At 51.5% G+C, this 16,658-nt stretch carries 9 protein-coding genes; 3 read left to right on the forward strand and 6 right to left on the reverse strand.

From position 1 onward, the window contains the following. Positions 1–97: 97 nt before the first annotated feature. The 3 genes from SH449x_RS21230 to SH449x_RS21240 form a co-directional block, all read right to left on the reverse strand. Entirely contained in the window at positions 98–3,496 is a 3,399-nt protein-coding gene (locus tag SH449x_RS21230) for a M56 family metallopeptidase (protein ID WP_482378082.1), read from the reverse strand. Further along, positions 3,493–3,882: a BlaI/MecI/CopY family transcriptional regulator gene (locus SH449x_RS21235; RefSeq protein WP_482378083.1), complete on the reverse strand. Its 390-nt coding sequence runs from the start codon at positions 3,880–3,882 to the stop codon at positions 3,493–3,495. Before SH449x_RS21235 ends, SH449x_RS21230 begins: the two co-directional genes overlap by 4 nt. A gap of 457 nt (positions 3,883–4,339) precedes the next feature. After that, entirely contained in the window at positions 4,340–4,780 is a 441-nt protein-coding gene (locus SH449x_RS21240; RefSeq protein WP_482378084.1) for a nucleoside deaminase, read from the reverse strand. 73 nt (positions 4,781–4,853) lie between these two features. On the opposite strand from SH449x_RS21240, the gene SH449x_RS21245 reads away from it, so the two are divergent. Beyond that, a complete protein-coding gene (locus SH449x_RS21245) occupies positions 4,854–5,738 on the forward strand; it encodes a 5'-nucleotidase, lipoprotein e(P4) family (RefSeq protein WP_482378085.1) in 885 nt (294 codons plus the stop codon). Between the two features lie 223 nt (positions 5,739–5,961). On the opposite strand, the gene SH449x_RS21250 is transcribed toward SH449x_RS21245, so the two are convergent. Together SH449x_RS21250 and SH449x_RS21255 are read right to left on the reverse strand one after the other, a co-directional pair. Next, positions 5,962–6,381 carry a hypothetical protein gene (locus tag SH449x_RS21250; protein ID WP_482378086.1) on the reverse strand — a complete coding sequence of 140 codons (420 nt, stop codon included), beginning with the start codon at positions 6,379–6,381 and terminating at the stop codon, positions 5,962–5,964. Between the two features lie 335 nt (positions 6,382–6,716). Beyond that, positions 6,717–8,633 carry a hypothetical protein gene (locus SH449x_RS21255; protein ID WP_482378087.1) on the reverse strand — a complete coding sequence of 639 codons (1,917 nt, stop codon included), beginning with the start codon at positions 8,631–8,633 and terminating at the stop codon, positions 6,717–6,719. 375 nt (positions 8,634–9,008) lie between these two features. Between SH449x_RS21255 and SH449x_RS21260 the strand changes: the two genes are divergently transcribed. Further along, complete coding sequence (locus tag SH449x_RS21260) at positions 9,009–11,618, forward strand: discoidin domain-containing protein (RefSeq protein WP_482378088.1); 2,610 nt, start codon at positions 9,009–9,011, stop codon at positions 11,616–11,618. Between the two features lies 1 nt (position 11,619). Here SH449x_RS21260 and SH449x_RS21265 read toward each other — a convergent pair whose 3' ends face one another. After that, positions 11,620–15,864, reverse strand: a complete 4,245-nt coding sequence (locus tag SH449x_RS21265) for a hypothetical protein (protein WP_482378089.1) — start codon at positions 15,862–15,864, stop codon at positions 11,620–11,622. A 222-nt stretch (positions 15,865–16,086) separates the two neighbouring features. Between SH449x_RS21265 and SH449x_RS21270 the strand changes: the two genes are divergently transcribed. Beyond that, entirely contained in the window at positions 16,087–16,647 is a 561-nt protein-coding gene (locus SH449x_RS21270; protein ID WP_482378090.1) for a rhodanese-like domain-containing protein, read from the forward strand. The last annotated feature ends 11 nt before the right edge of the window (positions 16,648–16,658 follow it).

The raw sequence follows: 16,658 nt of genomic DNA on the forward strand, positions 1-16,658 counted from the left end.
TTCATTGCGTTCAATGGAATCGCCAGCTCGTTGGTGGTTTGCTCCCGACGCAAACGGATTCCAAATCGGGTTGCTCCCAAGATTTGATGACCAAATTTCAAGGATCGAGCACGATACGAATATCTTGTTGATTCATGGCGATGTCGATCTTGGCTGGAAATCGAGGATCTACTCGAGTCGAACTTGGAAGATGGGCCGTAAGCGACAGGAGCGCATCGGGAAGCATTGCTATCCTGAAAAGCCCATTTGCATCGGAACGTGCTCCGGTCGAGTAAGTCGATGAGGACGACAGACTCAAGGTTTTGTCTTTTCGCAACTCCACGCTAATAGTCACCCCCTGGATTGGTTTGCCAGCAAGATCCACGACTTTACCAGCGATCGTTTGGTTGAGTGCGATTAGCTTCACGTCCGTGAGTTCAACGTCCCCCGTTGCATCCTGAGGGATTTTTTGGATATGTCCTTTCTTCAAATTCGAATGAGGATCGGTTGCGGCGATCTCCGGTCGGATCTCCATGGTATAGCGATCGCCCGCTTTCAAGCCAACGATACGATAGCGACCATCTGAGTCCGTTTGAGTTTCGATCGGCGCAAATTTAGGAACGGGGCCTCGAATTTTATTGATGTCTTCGAAATAGACCGAAGCATTACGAGTCGCAATCACCTTGGTGTTTGGAAGTGGTTTGTCATAGAACAAGACTCTACCAGATAGTGTGACGTCCGGTAACAAAGCTCGCTTGGCTTCCTCTTCTTTAGGATCAGGAAGGTCGGACTCGGTGTCGACTATTTGCAACACGAGAGGATCAGCTTGAACTATCTGCACCGGGATTCTGCCCCAAGCTCCAATGGCCTCAAAAGTGAAATCGAGTCCTTCCGGAACCCACAGTTGGAATCGACCTTGAGAATCGGTGTCTTCTTGAGCATAAGTACTCATCTCGTGAGAAGCGAACACCTTTGTTTCCTTAGCAGGTTGGCCATCGGTTCCAAGCAGGATACCGGTTAGTTCTTTCGATCCCAGCACCTCAAACGTTGGCAACGTGAACTCTTCTACATCCGACGGTATTGCGTAAGCCGTTTCTAACCGTGGCCTTAGTCTTACCAAGCGGTTTGGAAGTGAAAAGAAATGGACAGTCATATTGCCCGGCAGGACTCTTCCACGGAACTCGCCACGCTCGTCCGTAACAACACGCTCGCTTTGAGTGCCCAGGCCGCTGCTAACACTAACATAAGGGCCTCCATAGTATAGTGATATTTGTGCATCAGCGACCGGGGCACCTTCTGCTTTCGTAACCACCTTGCCGATCACCATCGGTGCATGCACGAGGGGGATGTTGAACTCGTAAGTCTCCCCCTCTTGGACCGACAGGCTCATCGGTATCCGTGGCCGCACCGGCAACTGAGGATCGATCATGACGGTAACCCTTAGTGATGATTGGCTTATGATCTTAGGTACGTGAAACTCGCCCAACTCGTTAGTTGTCACCTCTGCAACACCTCTAGGATCTCGAACGGTATTCATCTCATCGGACCTGAAGTAGATCTTGACATTCTGTACCCATTCTGGCTGGTCAGCAATCAACTTCCCCTTAAGCCCCCCAGAAGGCTTGAGAGTCATTGTTGTCACCGATGTATCGGGAGCATTGGCATTGTCGTTATCCATTCTAAAAATCTGCCTACCAGAATCATCGCTCTCAACTTCTACAGCAAAAAGCCGATTGGCCTGGATAGCAGAGAGGGTAACGATGCCCTCCTCATTGGTAGTGCCAATCAGTGCGTTGACGATTTCCTCGGGGATGGAGTGCGCATTCTGTCCCAAAGTGTACAAGGATAGTTTTACTTTCGCATCGCGACACGGCATTCCCAAGTGCGACATAACCTTGATTCGCACCTGCTCCTCAGGCACCAATGCAATCGTGGATTCGTCACTGCTTTCTTGAATCATGTACTTGAACACTGGCACTGTTTCGATGCTATAACCTGGAGCAAAAACCCACGCGTAGAGTCCCATGTAGAAATCTCTTGACTCAATCCATTCTTCTGGACATTTCAGCTCGAAACGGCCGTTGGAATCTGCCGTAATTTCAATGGTTCTTCGAGGTGGCATGTTCGTAGGTAACCAAAGCTTTGCATTTGATATCGGCATGCCATTCTCGTTTACGACTTGCCCACGAACGATTCGAAGTGGATCAGAATCGTTCTGTTGAGGTTCATCATCCGCAAGTACTGCTGCCTCAGCGTCAGGCACGTTGATGGGAATGGCGTATGCCGAACCCAGCCTAACGCTTCCCGCAATACAAGCTACCAATAGCAACGAAAGGCTAGCGATCAAACAAAACGAAGTCGTAGACTTTCTTCGCAAACCGTGAGACGATGCAAGCAAGGCATTGATTCGTCTAGCGAGCTGACTGCTGGAATCACAAAAAGCGACTCCGCCTTCCAGCTTGGGGGGCATCGCACTTTTGGCGATCGATACCAACAATTCTGCGTAAGCGAACCGATCTTCTGGATCGTTATTTTTGCCCGCTGCATAGTGATCCGCGATTAAGTCCTGGTTCACTCGCAGCTCTTTCCGAAGAGACCAGTACAGCGGATGAAACCAGAACACAAATTGTAAAGCATTGGCCCACTGCCAACGCAACAAATCTCCACGCTGAAAGTGGGCCCATTCATGTAACAGACAAAATTTCAGAGTCGAATAAGGTCCATTGGCCAGCGATTCCGGTAAGACTACCACCGGCTTCCATACCCAAAAAGCGACAGGAGTAGAGAACTCGTCCGTGATTAGCAAACGAATCGGTGCCCTTCCATCGCGACTGACGTCCTGCCAAGTCTCCTGTATCTCCGGGCTTGCAGGTTTGGCTCGGAGTATGAGCTTCCGAAGGTAGAGAGCGCCTATGCACCACTGCAAAACGATCCAAATGAAAACAACACTATAGACGCCGATCAGGCAAAACGCAGCCAAATCCCACACGCTGCTGACAAGCTGTGCTCGCTCCCGAACTTCCGTTATGAAATCGCGTGCAGCATCAGGATTGTGGTTTGGGTTCGTCGCGAGACCGATGGGCATAGTCTCAGATTGCTCGGCCCACTCTGATTCTTCTACTGCAGTTTGGGCGGAAACGACAGGTCGCCCGGTTGGAGTCTCTTCAAGTAGTTCGTGATGACTTGAGAGCGCCAAGCGTTCCTTTTGTTCGGCGGATTTTCTCTCGATGGGGTTCACAAGCTCGAGCTGGCTCACCGATGACGGATCAGTGGTAACGCTGGCGACGAGTGTCGGTTCTTTGGGAATGGGAATAATTCCCAGGTTAAGGTTAGGAGTGTAGAACGCGAGCAGCACGATAGGAGCTAGCAGAGCGGTCACCAAACTAAAACTAATCCAACTAACGCGGTCTACTGGCTCTCGCAAACGATGAGTCATCCACGATGCAAACAAAAGGACTAACGTAGACGCGAACACGAATTCCAACCAAGTAACAACGACTTCTTGTAGAGAGTTCATATTCTTCCCTCCTTGTTTTTTTGTTTTGCAGCACGGGCTCGAGCGATCAACCGTTCGAGTTCTCGCATCTCGTCAGCCGAGACATCTTCTGCCTGCAACATGTTGAGGACCATTTTGTCGAGCGCGCCGTCGTACACACGTTTGAGAAAACGGGAGCTCACTTGTTCGATGGTGTGAATGGGAGTGTAAAACAACGTCCGCCCCACGACCCGCTGTTTGACCAGCCCTTTCTCCGCCATGATCCGCAGCAGCGTTTGAACGGTCGTAAACGCAGTTTTCTGCTGGGAATTGAGAGCCTCGTGAACGTCCCGTACTTTGGACTCCCCGATCTCCCATAACACCTTAAGCACATCGAGCTCTCGCTCGCTAGGATTCGCATCTGTCATGTTTCCTGCCTCCTCAACTAAACTAACAAGTTAGTTGAAAGTGGCGAGAATGTCAAGCAGTTTTTTGAGCGAGCGTATCGCTCGCGCCAACTTGCTGGCGATTCACCACAAAAGAATAATGCATCAGGATTCGATTGCCCCCAATCCCCTCACGATACGCTCTGTAGAATGAGTCATTATTGGACCGCGTCCCTCTGGCTGCCAGTTTAAAGACGCGATCGAAACAGCTTCGGCTGGAACCTAGGAACTTGAAATGCTTGACAAAAATAAACTTCTAGAACCTATCGATTGCGAACTTATCGTTGGGGTCGTCCACTACGCCAACGCCACGCCAGCCCGTCAATCCGCCAGAGGACCAGGACTCGCAACACGAAACAAATGGCAATTGTGTGAGCAATTTACCAGATTGAAATACGAACCAATTTTTAGATCGATTTTTTGAAGCTCGAGACAAACTCTACCGCTCTCCGATATCTTCGTTCCAGAGAGCAGGGTAAGCTTGGATGAATCGAGCCATCAAATCGATGCAACGCTGGTCGTTGAGCAAAACCACATCGACCCCTCGGCTTCGCACATACTCCTCGGGGCCTTGAAAGGTAACGTTCTCCCCGACCACGATACCGGGGATCTTGTAAAGAAGCGAAGCACCGCTGCACATGTCGCACGGCGAAAGCGTGGAGTACAAAGTCGCTCGCTGATAAGCTGCTGCGGACAAACGACCTGCGGATTCCAGGCAGTCCATCTCAGCATGCAGTACGGCACTCCCCCGTTGGATGCGACGATTGTGTCCTCGACCAACAATCTTGCCATCGATCACCAACACTGAACCGATCGGAATCCCTCCTTCTTGCAGCCCGAGTTCTGCTTCCTTGATCGCTTCTTCAAAAAACTCGTCCATTCCTTGCCCCTCGCGTTAAAGTACAATAGATCATCATTGACTATCTTGAAATCTTACCTCAAACACAGACATCATGCTTCCATTTAACCGCTTGACCGCTCGCTTTCGCATGAAGGAGATCGGATATCTCTTTGCATCGATCACCCTTGCCATTGCCTGCCTCGGTTCCCTGCTGAACGTACTTGGCAAAGAGTCCCAAACCAAGCCGCAAAATCTTGTACTACCTCAGGGGACTCCCGATGCGGTTCCCTATCGCGGGCTGGATGCCAGTCTTTACATGCTGACATCTGCCGAGTATCGGGCGGTTTGCCATCAGACGTTTCGCTGGGCGGAGATGATCGTTCAGCTCAAGCTGCAACTTCGACGCGGCAGCGAGACTGCCAACTCGGACAAACCAACGGCAATCATCATGGACCTCGACGAGACGATTCTGGACAATGGTTGGTTTCAATCGCAACAGATTCGAGATCGAGTACTATTTGATATGAACCGCTGGTCAACATGGGAGCAAAAAGGTTCCGAGCAAATTCGCGCGATCCCTGGTGCTATTGCCTTCATCAAAAAGATTCGCGAGCTAGGTGTCGCACCGATCTACATTTCGAATCGAAACACCGAAGCGATTCAGCCGACGATCGAAGCACTAAAGCGATTGGACATCGATGTTCCTGAATCGCAGATCCTTTTCGCAGACAGTTCGACTGGTAGTGACAAAACCAGTCGACGTGCTCAAGTCCAGGAAACCTTTGAAGTGGTTCTCTACCTTGGTGACAACCTTAGAGATTTCGATGAGCGGTTCAAATATGACTCTGCCACAGGAGTAGAAGGCCGAAATCGAGTCGTCGATGAGCTGAGCGACAAGTTTGGCATCGACTGGATTTTATTGCCTAACCCATCGTACGGCGAATGGACCAAGGTCTTGAAAAACACTATCGAAGATGTGGATTTGCTGTACAAGTAAAATACATCCAGTTAGGCACGGTTTTAAAGCTATCGAGAACCCTCCTGTGCAAAACAAAGGTGTTTGGAGTCTTTGTTTGGTAAATTGCGGACTGAGGCAGTCCGCGTGGCCTCAATGTTGATTCCAAACCGAAGCGACCTTGGTAAACGTGCCCTTCTCCGGAAATCCCATAGTGGGCGTGGTAGAGACAGCAGGCTTCGTCGGCTCGTTTTGGTCTCGGCATTTAGGCAGAATAAAACAGATCGAATCGCAAATCAATGACTCCTGACACCTTTGTTTTTCTCGAGACCCTCGCCGCTGGATAGGTGCTTGCAAATGGCGATGGACCAAACAAGCACCACGCAGGTATCGAATAGATTGGCCCTATCACGAAAACCAAGGGGCTCAGTGAACCGGGCCTGATGACAAAGGCATCCAGCGCAGAGATTAGCATCCAAACCATGTATAGAAGAGAACTACTGGCAAGCGCGACTTGGCTGGCCGATTTGGGAAACACGTTCGCCGCCACGAGATTGAGGACCATCGGTGCCAAAGACACGGTCGAAATTGCGAGCAAGTAAATTGAAAAGCCGATCGAACACAGGATGACGGTCGAAATAACCACCAGAGCGAGAATTGAGGTTATGTCACCAAGCTTATTCATGCGTACCTGTTTTAAAAATTGCTGAAAAAATGAAACACTGCTCGCTAATCGCCAACAGCGTCACCTTCCCCAAACTGCGTTTTGGAGGAGGGGCGTCGACATAAACCGAACCCTTTTCCATTCTACCTCGAATCGGCAGCGCATCAGTCTCACCAGTTCAAGAATACGACCAGCTGCATCGCATGGTTGCTGGAAAGCCACTCCAAAATTTACCACAATTCTTCACGCCCCATACATTTAGGCCTGTAACAGCCGGCGTAACATCGCAGTTTCTCATCGTCGACCATGGGGGAACGGAAACAGAGAAGAGGATGGAAAGTTGATTCGCGATCTCCTCAAAATGGAGCGTCGTCCTCGGAACTAGCATCATGCCAGCCATCACGGAAGGTTTCTTCCGCATAGTCGGTGAAGCACCGCAATAACTGGCTGAGCTCCTCGGCGACGTGCAATGCCTTTCGGGAGAATAAAACGTTCTGCGATTCGGGGATCGAACTCCTTCCGTACTTGTCGTCAGCTCTTGAATCGTTTTCTTCTGCTTTGATGGATTCGAATTCGCGTAGATAGTGCTGCAAGTAAACAGTCAGTTCGTTAACGAGTTTCAACAACTCCGACGCGTTTACCTCGACGTTGAGCGATAGCTGCTGCTCGGTCGATTCTGCGCAAACCTGTTGCAACAAAGCATAAGCATCCATGAGGCTATCGATGTACTGCTGAACATCAAGGCCAGTATCATGTGTCGTAGCGATGCGAACCTGCACGACCAGCGACACCACACAATGTGCCACCTTGTTCAGTCTGTCGCCCAGCGGAATAACGCCAGCTTCATCTTTAACCAGCAATCGCCAAACGTCTCCGTAGTCGGATTTGGGCACGGAATACAGTGGTGGAAGTCCCCATTGTTTGGCAAGCTTCCACTCTTGATCGATCTGCTCATTGAACGCCCGAAAATCTGCCTGGTCAAGTTCCCATGATTCAATCGTTTTGTGATGGTAGGCGAATGCAAATAAGTCGTCCATATTGCAGCCGTCCATGTGCCAGAATCCAATGCCTGGCATCTCGGCCAATGCTTGACAACAGGGACAATCCGGATCGATAGGATGAAACTGACCGCCATTGGGCTGCCGTCGGCGCTCAAGATTGATGATGCCTCGTGGCGTCCGCATCGGATCGTCCTCCCACGGTGCATCAAGCCATTGATTGCCGATCTCCCGCAACCGAATCACTTCATTGCAGACAAACTCTTCGAGATCGCTCTGCGATACTTCTAGCGTTGCTCGTTCGGCGTTTGACATCGATCGTAAACCGTCCCAGCATGCCCAGGCAACTTGGCGAACATAATCGTAGTACATCACAATTTCGGTCGTGTTGAATCCGCCAAACCGAAATGCATGCGATTCGGGACTGATACCGGGTGGACATCGCCCTAGAATGCTCCATTGGATTTCACGATCATCCATGTCACCGCTTAATCGATCGTGGTCTTCCAACATCACCGCTCGAGGAAGCTGACCGTTGAGCTCTGCACACGGCGTCATCAACCACGCTGCGTGAATGTCGCGAATGGTATTGTAATAAATACGGTATTCGATATCCGCCGACGGATCTTCCATGCGAGCGAGCTCGTGGAGCGTTAACGTTTCGGGCGCTGGCTGGGGAACATCGGCATACCGTTCGTTCCAGTGGCGTCGATTTTCGATCCATTCCAGACGAACTTGTTTAGCTATCTCGTCCCGCTGGCGAAATTGCATTCGACAGCCATGAATGATCGATCGCAGCATCGGTTCGCCATAGAAGATTTCACGCAACTCGAAAACTGGCTGGTCAGCTCGGGCCTGCCGGCGCATGCGTGCGGTTGCTTCCCAGCTGGTCGCGTCATGCAGAAACAGCCAATCGTCTGCCAGACGATAGCGTAGACGCACGCTCCCGCCTTCGACGGAATCGATATTGTGCCTCTCGATGAATCCGGTGCGGCCAGGAGAAGAGTAAGATGAGTCGATCATTACCAGTCGCGCCGCCATATCGATCACCACAAGTCCTGCATCCCACGGCTCGGTGTCGATGGCGTGAAGGAAGTGCGAAAAATATCCATGAGTTGGCGATTCTAGAGTAAATCGATCCACTGCAGCATTCAGATCGGCCAGCGAAACTGGATCCGCACTCAACGCCGCAATAAAGCATTCCGCCACCGACCCATGCACTGTGCCAGACCGGTCTTCGTCCACATCGCGAATCACAAGCTTGACTTCCGACATTTGATGCCCTTTCTACATGGGAGATCTCGCCGTATTTAAACACCACAAGTTTAACAATTTCGTACCGTTATTGCTTCAGAATTTGCACAGCGATTGTCAATCGAGATCGCCCGACGAAGCAGGGAGTTAAGACGTCTCTATGAATCGGTACTGCTGAGCGAGCAGATTCTTGCTCATTGAATAGCCTCTGACAATCTTCTGTAGTGCTATGAAGCCAGGTCTCAGTCTCACTTTTATTCTGCTGCCAGAAGGTTCTAGGTTTACTATCCGTCTTTGGCTATGATGATTCGTGGTTTGTATTTCGCTAGTTCGTCGGCATACGAGATCTACGCAATACATAGCAATCCTCTCGCAGATTCCGGGAAAGTAAAAATCATGTCAGTCTTCGCATCCTCTCGCGGGTTATCAAGGTCGCTCGCTTCTGGACTCATAGCTTGCGTCGTAGCTTTGTTGTTCGTACAGGTTTCCAATGCTCAGCCAAGCGATTCGCCATTGCTTGACAAAAGCGAGATCCTGAAACGATTCGACTTTTGGGATAACCAGGATTGGAATTGGTACAAAGAGAACATTCCCTTCTTCGAGTGCCCTGACGATGATATCACCCTAACCTACTACTATCGATGGGAATTGATTACAAAGCATTTGACCTATGGCTCACCGAACACTGGCTATCTCTTTACGGAATTTATCGATCGCCCCTTCTGGTCGGGGGCATACGGTGCGATAAGCTGCCCTGCTGGTCATCAACTTTACGAAGCTCGTTGGTTAAGGTCGCCACGTGTTGCCCAGGACTATTCACGATACTGGTTGCGAACACCCGGTGCTCAGCCTCGCAACTATTCCACTTGGTTGGCGGATTCGGTATGGGAAGTCAATCGCACCCATCCGAACCGCGAGTTTACGATCGATCTTTTGAACGATCTGATTGCGAACTACGAAGGTTGGGAGAAGAGACATTTTGTTAAAGAGGTCGGATTGTTCTGGCAAACAGGACACGACGATGGAATGGAGTTCAACATCAATAGCCGCCAGACGCAGGATATCCTGAGAGGAGCTCCCAGCTATCGCCCGTCCTTTAATGCGTACATGTGGGCCGATGCTGTCGCCATCGCCAAAATCGCTGAACTGGCTGGCAAGTCGGAGATAGCCTCCCAATACCGTGTCAAAGCTCGTAACCTTAAGGATAAAATGATCGAGCTTATGTGGGATGAACAACGACAGTTCTTCTTTCCCGTCTTTAAGAACGATGAAGAACGTGATGGTCATATCAACAAAGCCTTGACCAAGACTTATGAGTCCGGGCAACATGCCGGCAGCCCCTTTGGGCGTGAACTCATTGGTTACGTTCCGTGGCACTTCGATATGATCGATGACGAGCGGTTCGATATAGCTTGGAAGAAGCTCATGGATCGAGAAGCATTCTACGCAGACTATGGCCCATCAACAGTCGAACGCAATGACCCCATGTTTCTGCTTCAACGATCATGCTGCTGGTGGAGCGGACAATCCTGGCCGTTTGCAACGACACAAACCCTCAAAGCCATGGCGAACTTGATTCAGCGTGGAACTCAAGTCATCAATGCCTCCGACTATGTGGATATGCTTGGTATCTACGCACGCTCCCATCGCAAGGATGGGCGTCCGTATCTGGCGGAGGCTTTGCATCCCGACACCGGCTCATTTGAAGGGCACGATGGTTACAACCATTCGGAGCATTACTTTCACTCTGCCTACTGCGATTTGGTGATCACCGGCCTAGTTGGATTCCGGACGCGGGATGATGATGCGTTGGAGTTGATCCCTTTGGCACCGCCGGAGTGGGACTATTTCGCTTTGGACGATCTGCGTTATCGAGATAGCGATGTGTCGATTCTCTGGGATCGAACCGGTGAACGGTACGGTCGAGGTAAGGGGTTAAAGGTTTATGTCGACGGCAAGCTCATAGCCGAATCTGCAGAATTGCAACCGTTGAAGGCAGTCAATGTTTTTACAAAGGGAACGAATAGTACCGACCGCTCCACATCGATTAGCACCACAAACTTAGTCAATTTCGCTGTCAATAACGACGGTACTTATTACCCGCGATTGACCACCTCCTACACCAGTGGCGAAGCGCCGCTGATGAAGGTGAACGACGGTAACTACTGGTACGCAAAACATCCCCCTAATCGCTGGACAGCAGAGGGTTCTTCTAACCCATCTGATTGGATTGAAATCGACTTTGGTATTCCACGCCCCATCGAAACGCTCCAGCTTTATTTCCTCGACGATGGGGACAACGGCCGAATCGTCCCGCCCGACTCGGTCGAGATAGAAGTCTTTCAGAACGGTGAATGGACGAAGCTCTTTGACGCTTCTAAGCCAATACAGAATGTCGTTGGGCGTAGACCAACAACGATATCGCTCGGAGGTTCGCCAACAGATAAAGTGAAGATCACGATGAAGCACTCGCCGCGAGGTAAATCCGGTTTGACGGAAATCGAAGCTTGGGGACCTGCAACCCTTCCGGTGAAGACGGCTCCGCCGCCCGCTGGCAATCACGCCTACAACGATGGATCGTCTGAGTTTCCGCGGGCAACCGCTTCCCATTTTGATCGATTTGGCGGGGTCCCAAAGAGTGCCATCGACGGTAAGGTCGTGTTTACCCCGACCCCGACGAATCGTTGGACGAGCTATGAATCTCCTAATGCACAAGATTGGTTGCAAGTGGAGTTCGGAGAGACGCGACGTATCGGCAGAGCGGAATTGTATATCTACGACGATCGGGGTGGTGTTCAAACCCCTACGGAGTACTGGGTTGAGTATTGGGCAGACTCGGAATGGAAACGAGTGGCAAACGAAACGCATGAACCGAGCAAGCCCACTGGTAGCGTCATGAATACGAGCCGATTCCAACCCGTTGAAACCACGAAGATTCGCGTGGTTTTCGTCAACAAAGGCCAAGCGAGAAGCGGCGTTACCGAGCTCGAGCTATGGAGCGAGTAGACTAGTGCGGCCCGCGTAGAGCTCGATTGTGGGCCATAACAGCGTTCAATTGAGATTGGATGTTGGAGCTGGGAACCACGATCCATGGTACGGATCGTTCCAATCGCTGAGTCTGGGGAAAAGCTCGATGGTTGTGCAGAACGCGATCGACTTCTTCCTCGAGCATCAGAAGCCAGGCGGGAATATCCAGCCCCACACCTGTTGGTTCACGCATCATGAGATGAGCCTCTTCCACTAGCAAATCAAAAGCGTGACTCTCCTCCCGGTCGCTCGCCCTGAGTTGCCGGATCGCAGGGCGAATGAGAGCACGCATCCGATCGATCGTCATCGGCTTAACGAATCGTTCGTTGAGTCGATCGGCTACGGTTGGCATCTTCATGGCGTAGACTTCTTGTAACTTGGCCAAACGCTCCAAGTACTGATCGGATTCTCGGGCCACACGCTCTGCCAATGCGCGTCGCCATTGCTGAGCAGAGTTTTGGCAACCCGCATGCACCAAAACCTCATGAGCCCAAAATACAGGCTTTAAATTCCAACAAACCCGATCGTATCGAACTCGCAACCTGAGGAAATCGAGGAGCATATAAAGCATCTCGCCTCGATCCGATTGCGTCGTCGTGCTGTTGTAATCCTTATATTCCGAGTAGTGGTCGATAATCGCTTCGAAAACCACCGAAAGCCAACGGGTGGCGTCCTCCATCGAGATTTCGCCCGCATCTAGGGCTTCAAGCAGTGGCACCAATTCATCGGAATCACGATTCTCGATCGCTTGCGTTAGGTAGTTACCAACCCCTTGATGCAGGATAGCTCGTACGTTGGATAGCTTGAGAAAGCCTTGGGTGAAAATTCCTTTACCGTACTTTTGAATAAACGTAGCTAACTGGTTCCATGTACCCGCCCCATCCATGGTTTCTAGCACGCTCAATCGGAGCGTCCGTGAATGCGACAACCAGCTCCCCAACAAAATCTCCGTCAACTGTTCCAATAGAGGGACCAATTGCTCTTGATTCGGTTCCGGCGGATTCAAATCCACTATCGCATCCAGCTCGATCGCATCCCATTGATTGGGAGAAATTCGCTTGCGTTTCGTTCCCTTACCTTCTTTTGGGTTCGGTGGATCTTGTTGCCACTGGTAGGCATTGCGGACCAGACAACGCACCATCGATTTAAAGGCGATCTGAAACAAATCGTCGAACTCGGTGACTGCCCCATGTCCCACAGGATTGGAATGCTCCATGTGTCGCGCCGTGTCCACCAATCGGCATGCTTGGTAGAAAAGTCCCTGCCGAGGTAACCACGTAAGCAAATGCGTTAGTGCTCGTCTGCGAACTCGCGCATCCAGGATCTCTCGAGGATTGCCGCCCCGAGCGAGCGAAACGTAAAGCAACTTTTGATCGCGAATCACGGCGATGAAGTCGGGAAAGGAGTCCTCAACGTGGCTTCTACGGCCAGCCATCAAATTGCCGAAAAGCTCTACCGTGAGCCGCTCATCTCGAGGCAGTTTTTGCAAGGTCTCGGAAACGCAGCTTCCTTCGTCATCGCTGGACAGAATCGCACCGATGAGGAGCCTACCTGCATCCGCCGTTTCCACGGCTGCCGCCAATATTCGCTCCATGAGAGATTCTTTGACGACTCGTTTACGGTCGTATTTTGCCATCGACTCGGTGTCCGTCCCGCCCCGAACAATCTTATACGACTGCACTTGATCCAGTAATCGAATCAGTCCGTCTCGATTCGACAAGCATTGCTCACTCCATCTATACAAAGCATCGGAAATGCTGGACTGCGGACTTCCTGCCGGCTCGGTCTTACGTAAGAGCCGAACAGACTGCGAAACAAGTTTCCACATCTGGGCCAGAGCAACCAGGAACGTTAAGTGTTCGCCGATTCGTTTCGACTCCGAAATCAACTCCTCCGACGTTCCCTCGTCCTCTTCGAACACAGGACCTTCGTTGCCGTCGTCAGTGCTATCCTCGTAAGTAACCCCTTCATAGGCGGCGCCGTACAACGAGCTCTGCACCTCGTCTTCCGGCTCATCATCCCCCACCAGCTCCGCGTTGGCTTTCGGCTTTTCTCGTTTGGACCCGAGCTGAAAGTCGGGAACTGTCCAATAGGATTCCCCGTTCGCCTCGAGATAATCGAAATACTTTTCAATCGTCCCCCAGCAGGGGCATTCCGGTGCCATTGCTGGCGTCCCCTGACCTTGCGTGGCTTGATCCGGTTTGGCTTGATCTAGTTTGGCTTGATCCGGTTTGGCTTGATCCGGTTTGGCTTGATCCGGTTTGGCTTGATCCGGTTTGGCTTCTGGAGCTAGGCTTTGACACCGGGACTCGATCAACTGCTCCAGCCAAAGCCGTGCAAAATCAGCGTAAGAAGTATTGCCACTTTGCAGGCCGACCCGATCCGCTTGGCTAAGCCAGTGGACTAATAGAGCCATAGCCCCGACGAAATCGTTTCGATCCAGGAGGGCTTCGATGACGAGTCCATAGGCCTTGGGAGAGTCAAACAGCTCAGCGTGGGGTGCCCAGAACCGGATATCGCCCGACGCGGCTCCACCTTTGTGCCAGAGTCGCAACGCCCTGGCCACAAGTTGTGATGATTCGAGAATATCTTGCGGATCGGTCGCTGAAACATCGCTCACTTCATGAGCTGCAAACTGGCGCCACCAGTCGGAAATCGACTTGAATCTTTGCTCGGTTCGCGCACAGAGTTGATCTTGGTTGGTGGCGGCAGCTTCCCGCCACAATCGGGACATCAACCCCAGTAACTGCTCCATGATGTGGACCAACTCTTCGACTCGTTCATCACTTACTGTCGAGTCGGTGCCAATAAATCGGGGGAAGTTACCGGCGAACCCCAGGATGTTCCATGGGTCAACCAAAGCCCCACAACGGATGCCTCGTTCTATCCAATCAAAGATCTGATCCGGTATCTCCACCGCTTTTTCCAGCTCACCGCGCCGGAGAAGCTGATTGCCGATGGTCAGCAGACAGTCGATCCTGCACAAAATACGAGCCGAGGGAACCTGAACGTCATCGGATTCATCCTTGGCCGCTGTCGCATTTCCCATGCGTGCAAAGATGCGAGCCAATTGAACGTGTTCGACCTGCGTTGCTCTCAGTCTAGCCAAATGAGTGTTAAGCTGTTGACGAGCTCCGCCGAGCGGTTGCCTGCGAATGGCGCTTTCCGCTTTGAGTCGCTCTGCATGAGGACCGACCAAATTATCTAAGAACTCGGAGTAGAACTGATCTCGGTAGTTGGCAATAACGGACAATAACTGTACCAACGTGGTCGTGGACGAGAATGCATTGGCACCTCCTCCGGAAATGCCCGAGGCCATCAACATGGTGCCGGCCAGAACGGTAGCCGCCTCGGTCAGAAGCTGATCGCGAGGGATCTCCTTTTCTTCTTTGACCCTCGCCAACAATGCATCAACGGTCACCTGTTGCAATACAAACCGACGATACGAGCCGGATTGATCGAGAAGATGGGGATCCCATTGCCCGAAGTAATAATTCGGGCGTTTGTTGACGGGATGATCAAAGTCATACGCTCGGGGATCCAACGCTAACTCATCGAGATTCTCCGGATCGAACTGGGCGTCTCGCAGAATATGCGGAGAGGTGTTGCGAATGATCTCCAAGCAACGCGATACGATCTCATAGTAGGGGCCGAGCGCGACGCCTACATCGCGAATGTACAAAGGAATAGGGCGAAGCCACTCGTGGGGATAAGGCTCCAGTCTGCGACCTTCGAGGACCGCGACTGGCCGATAGCCTACGTAGTCGTTCAGTTGTTCTATTGCTGCGGATACGATCCGATCCGTTTCCCCCCAGGGGCCACCCTGTTGGAGAACGCACTCTATAGCACGCCCTAGAAACAGACCATTGAACAGTCCCTCTGGCTCTTGATGGAATAGTAGATCGCTGTGAAAATCGAGATACTCCGGGAGCAGGTGCTGCCAGACAAGTTCAATCACCCGCTCTGCTTGTTCGCTCTCTCGGAAAATCTCCTTTTCCTGCTTGAGCGACCGAAGCCGGGACTGCAACCACTCGAGAATGGTCAACCAAGCCGGAGGACCTGCAAAAGGACTATTTCGCTTGTTGGTGCCGGTCAGCGCTAGACTATAGAGTCTATTCAAAGCAGACAGGGACTTCGGGTCGGATTTCCCTGATGAAAAGTTAAAGTAGCCCAAGACATGAACCAAATCCCCGTCCCGGCTGTCTGCATTCCCTTCGATCGTCACCGAATCCCCCTAGTACGCGTGTTTGAAAGGGTAATGGTAGATAGGATGCCCTAATCACGGAAGTCCAAGAAGCCCCTGGAAACCGGCAAGAAGTGTTATTTCTTGGCTGGTTGCTGAAGGTAAACTAGGTGTGATCCCATTGCTCCAGCCTTGATCTAGGTAACAATGAACCTAGTGAACCATAATCGGATTCGGTTTCGAAAACCAAAGAACGAAATATCTATGACAACTGGTACCTTTGCGAATATCTCGCCCCACGATTTAAAGGATTGGGTTTCCCAACCTGGAACGGTCCACGTCATTGATGTGCGAACAGCTCCAGAGTTTCAAGAAGTACACCTCGAAGCAGCCACGAATGTCCCCCTAGACAAACTTCGAGCGGAAAGCCTGCCCAGCGATGGAAAACCAATCGTTTTCGTCTGCAAATCGGGGACCAGAGGCCGAACAGCTGCTGAGAAAGCCTCCCAGCACCGGCAGAATGTGTTCAACGTTGAGGGGGGGACTGATGCTTGTGTCGCCGCGAACCTGCCAGTCATCAGAGGCAAAAAAGCAATTTCATTAGAGAGACAAGTCCGGATTGCTGCGGGCTCCCTGGTGCTAACGGGAGTCGCGCTCGCATACTTGATCCACCCCGCGTGCATTTTATTGTCCGCTTTCGTCGGAGCAGGATTGGTTTTCGCTGGCGTAACAGACACGTGCGGAATGGCGATTTTGCTCGGCAAGATGCCTTGGAATCAATGCCCGCTGGCCCCGTCGAGCGCCTCCCAAAAGTTGGCCTCCTAGTTCATGGAGAC

This window comes from Brakhagea baltica (genome assembly GCF_052161605.1).
Taxonomy (GTDB): Bacteria; Planctomycetota; Planctomycetia; order Pirellulales; family Pirellulaceae; genus JBKCUI01.